This window comes from Paraburkholderia tagetis, from assembly GCF_022213065.1.
GTDB classification, from domain to species: Bacteria; Pseudomonadota; Gammaproteobacteria; order Burkholderiales; family Burkholderiaceae; genus Paraburkholderia; species Paraburkholderia tagetis.
This window is the reverse complement of sequence record NZ_JAKLJA010000006.1, coordinates 197,089-209,299: the sequence shown is the minus strand read 5'-3', so window position 1 is coordinate 209,299 and position 12,211 is coordinate 197,089. Positions and strand designations below refer to the sequence as shown.

Genomic DNA, 12,211 nt, shown 5'->3' with positions numbered 1-12,211 from the left:
GCCGTTCCTGCGCAAGGCGAGCCGCGCTGCCATGCGGATTGCGAAAACGCACGTGTCGCTGCCGGCGATTGGCCGGTCCGGCGCGGCCGGCTCATTTAGCGCACTCAGTCCGTTCAACGCATGCAGCACGCTCAGCGCGGCTTCGCTCGCCGCGCTGGCGCTCGCCGCGTGCGTGCCCGCCACGATGATCGACCGCGGCGGCTACGTCGCCGACACGCAATATCATGCGCGCAGCGCCGACTCGCGCATCCGCTTTCTCGTGCTGCACTACACGCAGGGTGACGAACCCACTGCGCTCGAAGAACTGACGCGGGAAAACGTGAGCGCCCATTACCTCGTTCCCGAGCACCCGCCGGTGCGCGACGGCAAGCCCGTCGTGCTGCAACTCGTGCCCGAGGCGCAACGCGCCTGGCACGCGGGCGCGAGCGAGTGGCAGGGCGCCACCGAGCTGAACGCCGCTTCGATCGGTATCGAAAACGTCAATGCGGGGCCGCTCACGACGTCGCAAGCAACGTCGCCAGCAACGTCGCAGGAGCCGCGGGGGCGCGAGTGGGCGCCCTGGCCGCCCGATCAGGTCGCGGCGATCATCGCGCTCTCGAAGGACATCGTCACGCGCTACGGCATTCCGCCCACGCGCGTGGTGGGGCATAGCGACATCGCCCCGCAGCGCAAGATCGATCCGGGCCCGCTTTTTCCGTGGAAGCAGCTTTACGAGGCGGGCGTCGGTGCGTGGCCCGACGACGCGACCGTCGACGCCGACCTCGCGGGCCGGGCCCCCGATGCACCGGCCGACGTGCTCGGTCTGCAAACGAAGCTGGCGCGCTATGGCTACGCGGTCGCGACCGACGGCGTGCTCGACGAGCGCACGCGGCGCGTGTTCGCGGCCTTTCAGATGCATTTCCGGCCGCGCGACTACTCGGGCATGCCCGATGCCGAAACCGATGCGATCGCGCAGGCGTTGCTCGACAAATACGTCGATCGAGCCGCGAGCGTGCCGCCTGGCGCGACCGAAACCGCGCCCTGAATACGGCTCGCCGGCGTGCGGGGCTTCGCGCGCCGGTGCGCATGGGTGCGCTTCGGTGCGCTTCGGTGCGCTTGAGTGCACGTTGGCCCACAGCGTGCGTAGTCGCCACAGCGGCGGCCCGCAACTCCGGTAAACTATGCGTTTTCCGCGTTTTCCCTTCCTCGGGCAGTCCCCCATCATGACTCAAGACGAACTCAAGAAACTGGTCGGCCAGGCCGCCGCCGACTATGTCAATGCGCACGTGCCGGAAGGCGCCGTGATTGGCGTCGGCACCGGCTCGACCGCGAACTGCTTCATCGACGCGCTGGCCGCCAGCAAGGGCCGCTACCGCGGCGCCGTGTCGAGCTCGATCGCGACCACGGCGCGCCTCGAAGCACACGGCTTCAAGATCTTCGACCTGAACGAGATTGAATCGCTGCCCGTCTACGTGGACGGCGCCGACGAGATCGACGCAGCGGGTGCGATGATCAAGGGCGGCGGCGGGGCGCTCACGCGCGAGAAGATCGTCGCCTCGGTGTCGGAGGTGTTCGTGTGCATCGCCGACGCGAGCAAGCTCGTGGACGTGCTCGGCCAGTTCCCGCTGCCGATCGAAGTCGTGCCGATGGCGCGCACGGCCATCGGCCGCCGCGTCACGGCGCTCGGCGGCGTGCCGGTGCTGCGCGTGCAGAAGGACGGTTCGCCCTATCTCACCGACAACGGCAACGAGATTCTCGACGTGAAGGGCTTGCGTATCAGCGACCCGCGCACGCTCGAGGCGCACGTCAACGCATGGCCCGGTGTCGTGACCGTGGGTCTGTTCGGGGCACGCGGCGCCGACCTGTGCCTCTTGGGCGGCGCAACGGGCATCGAGCGCATCGACTACCGCAAGGGCTGATAGCGTACGCGAGCGACGGCGCACACACCGTTAAGCGGTGGGCGCGCCGTCGCTCGTTTCTGATTCAAATCGATCAGGGATCCTGACGATATTGCAGCGAGCACGCCTCGCAAAATTCGCCAACAGCGCCATCAAGACAAGAAAGCCAGCCGGTCCCGCGTAGCGGCCGCGGACAGGCTCATTCCACCGTTTCCGCCTGTTGAAGGCGTGGCAGCAGGCGATCGAATTCGCGGCGCACGAGGCCGTAGCACTCGCAGGCGCGGGCTTCGAGCCCCTTGCGGTCGAGCACGCGGATGCGGCCGCGGCTGTGGTGGATCAGGCCTTCGTCGTGCAGCTTGCCGGCCGCTTCGGTGATGCCTTCGCGACGCACGCCAAGCATGTCGGCGATGAGCTGCTGCGTGACCGTCAGGTCGTTCGATGCCACGCGGTCCACTTCGATCAGGAGCCAGCGGCATAGCTGCTTGCTGAGCGAATGGTGGCGGTTACAGGCAGCGGTCTGCGCCACTTGCGTGAGCAGCGCGTGCATATAGAGCAGCATGAGGCGGCGCAGGAAGTCCGAGCGCGCGAACTGCTGCCTGAGGCTTTGCGCGCTCATGCGATATGCGAAGCCCGTGCATTGCACCTGCACGCGATTGGGCATGGTTTCGCCGCCCGTGAGCACGGGCACGCCCGTCATGCCCTCGCGGCCTACCGCTGCGATTTCCACGGAGCTGCCGTCTTCCATCGTAGAGAGCATGGAGATGATCGCCGTGGTCGGAAAATAAACGTGATGAATGCGCTGGCCGGAGTCGCAGAGCAGTTGTTCGGTGCGCAGATGGACGAGTTCGAGATGCGGCGCGAGTGCTTGCCATTCGTGCGAGGGCAATGCGCCGAGCAGGTGGTTGCCGTGCAGGTCCGATTGAAGGGTCAACATGATTGGTCCTCGTGCGAAGCGGCTTTCACCGCCTCCTGTCTTCTCATTCCGGCCGCTGAACCGCTTTTTATATGCCGCTTCCCGTAGCGGCTATTGGTTCGTCGTGCCGGCCCCATAGTCCCGAGTGCGTTCGCTATATCGGTTGTATGCGTTACGCCTGTGTGGCGCTTCCCACTAAGCAGGGTGTGTGCCAGAGACTCGCAAACCGTGTGCGTGCGCGGCTTTGCGAGTGTGACCGCGCGAGCGCACCGGAGTAACGCGTCGTTTTTGTTTCAAATATGTACGACGCCTGGCCGGGGCGCGGCAGCCACCGGTGCTTTGGTTCAGGGTGCAAGTAATTGAATTGTTTGAATTATTCGGCGCTCTTGAGGCCTCGTTCGAAAATGACTCCATGCTGAAACACGCCTGCCCGGGGCCGGCGGCCAGATGGCCGCGACGTGCGCGAAATCGTTCGAATTTGATTCAGTTGCGTTGCGCCGCAGGCGAGCTGCGCGGAAACGTTCGCGCCTGAAACATGGATGCCGTGGTATGCCGCATTACGCAACACTTTGCCGACCGGACGGTCGTGCGTTGTACGCACAACAGCCCGGCAAGCGCGGCACGTGCCTGCGCAAATGTCTCTTGCCGGCCGGCAGTCCGCCCGTGCGGTAGCGCGCGGTCAGTGTGGGTATGCGTACAGAATCGCCCGCCGCGCTTTGCTCCAATGGAGTCCGAATAGCCAGGGGGCAGGCGAGGGAGTACGCCACGCTGCGCCCGTCCTGGACCTGACATCCGAACGGGGAGCTTCCCGCATGAACCAGGTCGTCACGCCGGCCGGCTTGATTGCCGCGGCAAATGAGCCCGAAGTCGCACTCGTCGTTCAGCCCGTGGTGCTGGCTGGCGGTTCGGGTACGCGGCTGTGGCCGCTTTCACGCGAACATTGCCCCAAGCAGTTGATCGATCTGCTCGACGGCGAGTCGCTGCTCGAGGCCACCGTGCGCCGGCTCGATGGAGTGTACGCACGCGGCGGCGCTGCGGTGCGCAAGGCGGCGCCGCTCGTCGTGAGCAGCGAGGAGCTGCGCCACATGACGGTCGACCGGCTGGGCCGCAGCGGCATGGCGGCGCGCGTCGTGTTCGAGCCGGTCGCGCGCAATACCGCGCCGGCGCTCACGGTGGCCGCACTTGCCGCATGCGCGGCGCAGGCCGCGGCGAGAGCGCTGAAAACGTCGGCGGAAACCTCGACGGAAACCTCGATAGAAGCCGCGTCGACACAAGTGCCGCAAAGCGACAGCGACCCGATCCTGGTCGCCATGCCCGCCGATCATCTGATCGCCGATCGGGCTGCATTCGCCGCCGCGCTGGAAGATGCGGTGGCCTATGCCGCGCGCGGCGCGATTGTCACGCTCGGCGTGCCGCCGCAGCGCGCGGAAACAGGCTATGGCTATATCGGCGCCGGCACGACGCTCGGTGCGAGCGGTGCGCGCACCATCGAACGCTTCGTCGAAAAGCCCAATGCCGAAGTTGCCGCGCGCTACGTCGCCTCGGGCGACTACTGGTGGAACAGCGGCATTTTCGTGGTGCGTGCCTCGGTGTGGCTCGCGGCCATCGCGCGCTGCCGGCCCGCCATCGCCGCGCAGTGCGAGCTGGCCTTCGAACGCGCGAGCGTCGACGCGGACGGCGCGGTTCATCTCGACGCGGCGGCGCTCGCCGCCTGTCCTTCCGATTCGATCGACTATGCGGTGATGGAGTCCGTGGGCGCCGATGCGCGTCTCGCGGGCGTGGTCGTGCCGCTCGTGGCGGGCTGGTCCGACGTCGGCGCGTGGGACGCGGTCTGGCAGGTCTCGGACAAGGACGCGAGCGGCAATGTCGCGCGCGGGCGCGTGCTGTTCGAGGACTCGACCGAAAGCTTCGCGCATTCCGATGGCCGGCTCGTCGCCTGCGTGGGCGTGCACGGCGTGGTGGTGGTGGAGACCGCCGACGCCGTGCTCGTCGTGGCCAAGGATCGAGTGCAGAGCGTCAAGGCGATCGTCGGCAAGCTCAAGGCGCAGCACGGCGAGGAGGCGCAGCATCATCGCCGCGTCGAGCGGCCGTGGGGCTGCTATGACTCGGTCGACCGTGGGGAGCGCTTCCAGGTCAAGCGCATCGTCGTGAAGCCGGGTGGGCGGCTCTCGTTACAGATGCATCACCACCGCGCCGAGCACTGGGTGGTCGTGCGCGGCACGGCGCGCGTGACGCGTGGCAAGGACGTGTTCCTCATTTCGGAAAACGAGTCCACCTACATTCCGCTCGGCGTGAAGCACCGGCTCGAAAATCCAGGCAAGACGCCGCTCGAGATCATCGAGGTGCAGTCGGGCGGCTATCTCGGCGAAGACGACATCGTGCGCTTCGACGACCAGTACGGACGCGCGGGAGAGCACGACGGCGCTGCCACGCCGCGCTAAGGGCGGTCGCACGCGGAGGTAGGCGGGAAATTAATACAAATGAATTACGAATTAGTAACGAGAAACGGTAAATCACAAGGATTCGGGAAACCGAAGGGCCTAGCGGGAACAAGTCGGGACAAATCGGGGAGAGTCGGGGAGAAGGCTCGTACCGGATGAGTGTTTGCCACGCGATCTTTGTGTCAGGAGATATCCTGGCTGGCGGATTATGCAATGCGCATGGCAACGTATGACGAAGTTCGACGAAGCACGAAGGCCCACGCTGTAACCGTCAAACAGGCGCGCTTACGCCGCATCGGGGGGAGGGGTCATGGAACTGGGGAACAAGGAACGCTCACTGGTGAGCAAGGTCATGGATGGCCTGATTTCGGGCATCGTCGAGGAGCGTTACGGCGCGATCCTGCCACCGCAGGACGTACTGTCCAAAGAGTTCGACGTGAGCCGCACGGTCATGCGCGAAGCGCTGTCCATGCTGCTGGCGCGCCATATGCTTGACGTGCGGCCCAAGATCGGCACGCGCATCAGGCCCATGCGCGACTGGCGCATGATCGACGAGGACGTGGTGAGCTGGCGTTTTCGCGCGAAGCCGGACAAGAACTTCCTGCGCGACGTGATCGAGTTTCGCGCGTTGATCGAGCCCGCCGCGTGCGCGCTGGCGGCGGAGCGCGCGAGTGCGGCGGACCTTGCCGGCATTCGCGAGGCCTACGAGGCGCTGCGCCAGACGAGTCCTGGCGAAGACGGCTGCGAGGCCGCCGACACGCTTCTGCACACGCGTATTCTCGCGGCGAGCGGCAATCAGTTCTATCAGCAGATGGCGGCGATCATTCGCGGCGCGCTCACGCTCGTCAGTCCCATCCTGAGTCGACGCGAAGACGGCTGGACCAACGTCGTCAACGCGCACGGCGGGGTGGTCGACGCGATCGAGCGGCGTTCGCCCGAGGACGCGCGCGCGGCCGCAATGGCCATGATCGAGCTCACCGCCGACGAGCTTCACAGGGCCCTCGCGCCCGAGGCCGTCGAGCCGCGCTAACGCTTCTTGTGGGTTTGCCGAAGGCGCCACCCGTCACCTGATTTCGGGCGCGCGTTGCGTTGTTTGCCCGGTTGCTGCCTGGTTGCCGGCGTGCGCGCAAGCCAGTATCGTGCGAGTCTTTGCCTTTTCGCGCCTTGTTGTACCGTGTGCGCGGCGGGCAGGATGATGCAACAGGCGCGCGTGAAAACGCGTGTCGACTGGCGATACGAGGCAAGGCATGGGCGACTCAGGGAAGGGCAGCGGAACCGATACCGGAACCGATACTGGAACCAGCAGCGGGATTAACGGAATCAACAGCGGGACCAATCACGCAACGATACGCTGGGGCATCGTGGGCGCGGGCCGCATCGCGCGACGCTTCGCTCAGGGCGTGGCGCACGTGCAAGGTGCGCGCGTGAGCGCAGTGTGGTCGCGCCGGGCAGAGCCGGCCGAGACACTCGCGCAGGAATGTGGCGCGAGCGCATGCGCGAGCTTCGAGGCGCTGCTCGCGAGCGGCATCGACGCCGTCTATATCGCCACGCTGCAGGACAGCCACGCGCACTATGCGATCGCGGCGCTGGAGGCGGGCCTCCACGTGCTCTGCGAAAAGCCCGCGACGGTGAACGCCGCGCAGCTCGAGCGCGTGCTGGACGCCGCACGGCGCGCGCAACGTCTCTTCATGGAGGCGATGAAACCGCCGTTCTATCCGCTCTATCGCGCCTTGCGTGCACATCTGCAAGCCGATCCCATCGGCCCGGTAGGCCTCGTGCGCGCGGGCTGCTCGGTTGCCAACGTTCCCGCCGATCATCCGTCGTTCTCGTTCGAGCATGCGGGCGGGGCGCTGCTCGACATCGGCGTGTACGAGATGTTTCTGGCCGTCGACTGGCTAGGCGCGCCGCGCGAGGTGCAGACCTTCGGGCGTCTCGGCGCGACGGGTGTGGATACGTTTGCAAGCCTCCATTGCCAGCACGAAAACGGTATCGCGCAGCTCTTTTGCGGGCTCGATCTGCACGGTTTTGGCGATGCGCTGCTGGCGGGGCCGCTCGGCAATGTGACGATCCATGCAAACTGGTGGAACCCGGTGCGCGCGACGATCCGCTATGTCGACGGACGCACGGTCGAACTCGACGAGCCCTTCGAAGGCGGCGGCCTGAACTACGAGACCGCGCACTTCTGCGAATTGCTGCGCGCCGGCGCACTGGAGAGCCCGGTCATGCCGCACGAGAGCTCGCGGCGCATGATCGCGATGGCCGACGCCGCGCGCGCGGCGCTCGGCTTGCGTTTCGACTGCGAGTGAAGCTCAATGCCGCGTGGGCAGCGCGAGGCGCTTTTCGTACCAGTGCTGAATCCACTCGAGCACCTGGCAGAGCACCCAGTAGACGGCGGCCGCTGCGAGATAGAGCGGCAGCGGCTGATACGTCGACGCGATGATCTCCTGGGCGCTGCGCAGCAGCTCGGTCACGGTAATGACCGAAACGAGCGAAGTGTCCTTGATGAGGCTGATGAGGCTGTTCGAGAGGCTCGGCACCGCAATGCGCAGCGCCTGCGGCGCGATCACGTAGCGCAGCGTCTGGCGTCGCGAGAGGCCAAGGCTGTAGGCAGCGAGCCACTGACCGCTGTGGATGCCGAGAATCGCGCCGCGCATGCTCTCGGAGAGATACGCCGCCACGTTCGCGGAAAGCGCGATCACGCCGGCAGGCGTGGGGTCGAGCGAGATGCCGATGCTCGGCAATCCGTAGTAAATCACGAAGATCTGCACGAGCAGCGGGGTACCGCGCATGAGGCTCACGTACACGCGCGCGATGAACGCGAGCGCACGGTTCGTGCCGATGCCCATGAGCGCGAGCATGGCGCCGCCGACGAGCCCGAAGAACATCGACAGGACTGCGAACTTGACCGTCAGCACCGCACCCTGCGCGAGTACCGGCAGCGACTGGATGATGAGCGTGGAAATGGGCATGGGAGGACGCGGATGGGACGCGGATGTGAAGCGCTCGCGAGGCGAGCCGTAAAAACAAGGGGCGGCATCCTGCGATGCCGCCCCGAGCCACTCATGTCACGTGGCAGCCCTTGTGCGCTGCGCGTCGTGCGCGAGCGCGGATCGCACGATGGTGCACGGAGATGATCTGGGCGAGCCGGATCATTACTTCGTGATCGGCTTCGTCACGTCGATGCCGAACCACTTGTCCGAAATCTTCGTGAAGGTGCCGTCGGCTTCGAGTTGCGTCATGGCGTCGTCGATGGCCTTGGCGAACTTCGGATTACCCTTCCTGAACGGGATGGCCGAGGGGTTGCCGGTGCCGACGAGCGAGCCTGTGCGCAGCGGCAGTTGCGAGTTCTTCAGCAGGTAGGCGAGCATCAGGCGGTCGTTGAGGGCCGCGTCCAGACGCCCGGCCGCGAGGTCGCGCAGGTATTCCGGCGCACCGGGATAGGTCTTCACGTCGATGCCCGGCACCGACTTCGCCATGTCCATGTAGTTGGTGCCCAGGCCCACGCCGAGCTTCTTGCCCTTCAGGTCGTCGAGCGCCTTGAACTGGCGCGTATCGTCCTTGCGCTGGATGAGCTGCGCGGCCGAGTACGTATAGGCCGGCGAGAAGTCGAGCGCGGCCTTGCGCTGGTCGGTGACGCCCACCTGGTTGACGATGACATCGAACTTGCCTGCCTGCAGACCGGCGATGATGCCGCTCCATTCAGTCGTGACAAACTCGGGCTTCAGGCCCATCTTCGTGGCCACGGCCTTGGCGATATCGACGTCGTAGCCGACCAGTTCGCCATTGGGCGCCTTCGAGTTGAACGGCGGGAACGTGCCTTCGAGGCCGATGCGCAGCGAGCCGCGCGCCTTCGCCTGATCGAGCAGGTCTTCGGCGTGGGCGCTCGCGGCAACGAACGATGCGCCGACGAGTGCGAGCGCAAGGAGCTTCTTCAGCAAGGCGACTTTCATTGTTTTCCTCTTGTTTTGCTGCGGTTTTGCGGCCAGCCCGGGATCTCCGTGGGAGCGTGCCCCGAGCGTGCCGCCGTCAGGGCTGGCGGCGTCTGCCATGCGCCGCACATAGCCTGAAACTATAGCCTCACGCGCGGCCCGAGGCCAGCGCCCGCGCGCATTCGGCAACGAGCGCCGGGCCGCGGTAGATGAAACCCGTATAGACCTGCACGAGCGCGGCACCCGCGGCGATCTTCGCGCGCGCGTCCTCGCCCGAGAAGATGCCGCCCACGCCGATGATCGGCACCTGCTCGCCCAGTTCGGCGCGCAGCTTGCGGATCACTTCGTTCGAGGCGTCGAACACCGGGCGGCCCGAGAGGCCGCCGGTTTCGTTCGCGTTGGGCAGGCCCTCGACCGCGGCGCGCGAAAGCGTCGTATTGGTCGCGATCACGCCTTCGATCTTGTGGCGCAGCAGCGTGTCGGCGATTTCCTTGACCTGCTCGTCGTCGAGGTCCGGCGCAATCTTGAGCGCGAGCGGCACGAGCTTGCCGTGCATGTCGGCCAGACGCTGCTGCTTGTCCTTGAGCGCGGCGAGCAAGGCATCGAGCTCGCCGCCGCCCTGCAACTGGCGCAGATTTTTCGTGTTTGGCGACGAGATATTGATCGTCACGTAGCTCGCAAACGGATAGACGCGCTCGAGACAGAACAGGTAGTCGTCGGCGGCGCGCTCGATTGGCGTGTCGGCGTTCTTGCCGATGTTCAGGCCGAGGATGCCGCGGTAGCGCGCGGCCTGTACGTTCTTCACGAACTGCTCGACGCCCTGGTTGTTGAACCCCATCCGGTTGATGATGCCGCCCGCCTCGGGCAGGCGGAAAATGCGCGGCCGCGGGTTGCCCGGCTGCGGACGCGGCGTGACCGTTCCCACCTCGATGAAGCCGAAGCCCAGCGCGGCGAATCCGTCGATGGCGGCGCCTTCCTTGTCGAGGCCCGCGGCGAGGCCCACCGGATTGCGGAACGTGAGACCCATGACGGTGCGCGGCGAGTCGGGCACGCGCGGCCCGAAGAGGCTTGCCATGCCCGTGCGGCCCGCGGCGCCGACGGCGCGCAAGGCGAAATGGTGGGCGTCTTCGGCGTCCATGCGAAAGAGCCGGTCGCGGACGAGCGGATAAAGGGTGCTGAACACTGGGGAAAAGGCGCGGGCGCCGGAAAATGAGAACCCGCTATTTTAGCGACAAAGTTCGCAGCGCAGGCGGGGTGCCAGGTTCGGGTGAATGAGAAGACCGCCGTGGTGTGCCGCGCGAGGGCCCGCGCGTGCAGGTAGGGCGGCTAGTTTTCGGCGGCGACGCCGGTGGGGCCCAGCGCGCGCCAGACGCCGTCGAAGAGGCCCTCGAGCGGCTGAAAACGCGCCTTGTAAGCCATTTTCGGGCTCTCGCGAATCCAGTAGCCGAGATAGACGTAGGGCAGTTGCAGACTACGCGCCTGCTCGATTTGCCAGAGGATGTTGTAGGTGCCGTAGCTCGTGTGCGGCGTGTCGGGCTCGAAGAAGGTGTAGACCGAGGAGAGCCCGTCGCCGAGGATATCGATCATGCTCACCATGCGCAGCGTGCCCGGCTCGTCGGGGTGCTGCGGATCGGGCTCGCGAAACTCCACGAGACGCGAGTTGATGCGGCTTTGCAGCAGGAACTGCTCGTACTGGTCGCGGCTGTCGCGGTCCATGCCGCCGCCCGCGTGCCGCGCCGACTGGTAGCGCATGTAGAGCGCGTAATGCGCCTCGTCGTAATGGAGCGGCGCGACGGTCGCCACGAGCTCGCGGTGATGCTTCCAGGCGCGGCGCTGGGTGCGGTTCGGTGCGAAGCGCTCGACCGGCACACGTACCGGCACGCAGGCGCGGCAGCCGTCGCAATAGGGGCGGTAGGTAAAGACGCCCGAGCGACGGAAGCCCGCCTTCACGAGATCGGTATAGACGTCTGAGTTGATGAGGTGACTGGGCGTCGCCACTTGCGAGCGCGCGATGCGCCCCTCCAGATAGCTGCAGGGGTAGGGCGCCGTTGCATAGAATTGCAGCGCGGAAAGCGGTGAAAGCGGCAGCTCGTTCGGATGCGTCACGTTGGCAGCTCTCGTAGCGGTTCGGATCGTCGCACAGCGCCGCGCATGGCGGATGCGACGTTTTCTCTTTGCATACTAACATCGACGCCAGGCACGCATCCATCGAATTGCGCGCCGCCGTGCAGGTGCGGCGGGCGTGAGCGCGGCTCAGTGCGCAGCTGCGTGCGCGGCTTAGAGTGCCGAGACGGCGCTGTTGTCGGCGTGGCCCAGGCCGATCCAGTCGGCGAGCACGCTTTTGTCGAAGCGCCAGTTGATCGAGGGTGCGCTCACTGTCGCGCGCACATGCGCGATGAACGCCTTGCGCCCGATTTCGCGGCCCCCGAGCGAGGCCAGATGCGCGGTGTTCTGCTGGCAGTCGATCAGCTCGACGCCGTTGCGGCGCAGATGCGCGGCGAGCGCGGCGAGCGCGATTTTCGAGGCGTCGGTGACGGAGGCGAACATCGATTCGCCGAAGAACATCTTGCCGAGCGAGACACCGTAGAGGCCGCCCACGCGCTGGCCGTCGAACCAGGCTTCGATGCTGTGCGCGTCGCCGATGCGATGCAGGCTCGAATAGGCCTCGATCACGTCGGTGGTGATCCAGGTGCCGCGCTGGCCGCGGCGCGGCGCACTAGCGCAGGCGCGCATCACGGCGGCGAAATCGTTGTCGACGCGGATTTCCCAGGCCGGATCGCGCAGCACGCGCTTGAGCGTTTTCTTGAGCGAGGGCGAGACCTTGAATTCGTCGGGGCGCAGGATCATGCGCGGATCGGGACTCCACCAGAGCACGGGCTGGCCGTCCGAATACCACGGGAAAATGCCGTGCCGATAAGCGTCGACGAGGCGCGAAGGCAGCAGGTCGGCGCTTGCGGCAAGCAGGCCCGGCGCGCCGCTCGACGCGCCAAGGGCGCGCTCGATGGGCGGGAACGGGTCGTCGGGCGAAAGCCAGGGCACCATCGCCGGAAG

Annotated in this window: 11 protein-coding genes; 5 read left to right on the top strand and 6 right to left on the bottom strand. The window is 66.3% G+C overall.

The features are described from left to right. The first annotated feature begins 31 nt into the window (after positions 1–31). Together L5014_RS11110 and rpiA are read left to right on the top strand one after the other, a co-directional pair. Entirely contained in the window at positions 32–1,024 is a 993-nt protein-coding gene (locus L5014_RS11110; protein WP_238463665.1) for an N-acetylmuramoyl-L-alanine amidase, read from the top strand. A gap of 178 nt (positions 1,025–1,202) precedes the next feature. Continuing rightward, positions 1,203–1,898, top strand: a complete 696-nt coding sequence (gene rpiA / locus L5014_RS11105) for a ribose-5-phosphate isomerase RpiA (protein ID WP_238463664.1) — start codon at positions 1,203–1,205, stop codon at positions 1,896–1,898. 178 nt (positions 1,899–2,076) lie between these two features. Here rpiA and L5014_RS11100 read toward each other — a convergent pair whose 3' ends face one another. Further along, positions 2,077–2,811, bottom strand: a complete 735-nt coding sequence (locus tag L5014_RS11100; protein ID WP_238463663.1) for a Crp/Fnr family transcriptional regulator — start codon at positions 2,809–2,811, stop codon at positions 2,077–2,079. Between the two features lie 791 nt (positions 2,812–3,602). Between L5014_RS11100 and L5014_RS11095 the strand changes: the two genes are divergently transcribed. The 3 genes from L5014_RS11095 to L5014_RS11085 all read left to right on the top strand — a co-directional run bounded on the left by L5014_RS11095 (position 3,603) and on the right by L5014_RS11085 (position 7,537). Next, a complete protein-coding gene (locus L5014_RS11095; RefSeq protein WP_238463662.1) occupies positions 3,603–5,231 on the top strand; it encodes a mannose-1-phosphate guanylyltransferase/mannose-6-phosphate isomerase in 1,629 nt (542 codons plus the stop codon). Between the two features lie 310 nt (positions 5,232–5,541). After that, positions 5,542–6,261, top strand: a complete 720-nt coding sequence (locus L5014_RS11090; protein WP_238463661.1) for a FadR/GntR family transcriptional regulator — start codon at positions 5,542–5,544, stop codon at positions 6,259–6,261. Between the two features lie 217 nt (positions 6,262–6,478). Further along, entirely contained in the window at positions 6,479–7,537 is a 1,059-nt protein-coding gene (locus L5014_RS11085) for a Gfo/Idh/MocA family protein (protein WP_238463660.1), read from the top strand. 3 nt (positions 7,538–7,540) lie between these two features. Here L5014_RS11085 and L5014_RS11080 read toward each other — a convergent pair whose 3' ends face one another. The 5 genes from L5014_RS11080 to aat all read right to left on the bottom strand — a co-directional run bounded on the left by L5014_RS11080 (position 7,541) and on the right by aat (position 12,202). After that, on the bottom strand, positions 7,541–8,200 hold the full coding sequence (locus tag L5014_RS11080; RefSeq protein WP_238463659.1) for an amino acid ABC transporter permease: 660 nt from the start codon (positions 8,198–8,200) through the stop codon (positions 7,541–7,543). A 183-nt stretch (positions 8,201–8,383) separates the two neighbouring features. Continuing rightward, entirely contained in the window at positions 8,384–9,181 is a 798-nt protein-coding gene (locus tag L5014_RS11075) for a transporter substrate-binding domain-containing protein (protein WP_238463658.1), read from the bottom strand. A gap of 127 nt (positions 9,182–9,308) precedes the next feature. Beyond that, entirely contained in the window at positions 9,309–10,343 is a 1,035-nt protein-coding gene (locus tag L5014_RS11070) for a quinone-dependent dihydroorotate dehydrogenase (RefSeq protein ID WP_238463657.1), read from the bottom strand. A 143-nt stretch (positions 10,344–10,486) separates the two neighbouring features. Continuing rightward, complete coding sequence (locus L5014_RS11065; RefSeq protein ID WP_238463656.1) at positions 10,487–11,266, bottom strand: arginyltransferase; 780 nt, start codon at positions 11,264–11,266, stop codon at positions 10,487–10,489. Between the two features lie 171 nt (positions 11,267–11,437). After that, positions 11,438–12,202 (bottom strand): leucyl/phenylalanyl-tRNA--protein transferase, encoded by a 765-nt coding sequence (gene aat, locus L5014_RS11060; RefSeq protein WP_238463655.1) that lies wholly within the window; start codon positions 12,200–12,202, stop codon positions 11,438–11,440. Between the last annotated feature and the right edge of the window lie 9 nt (positions 12,203–12,211).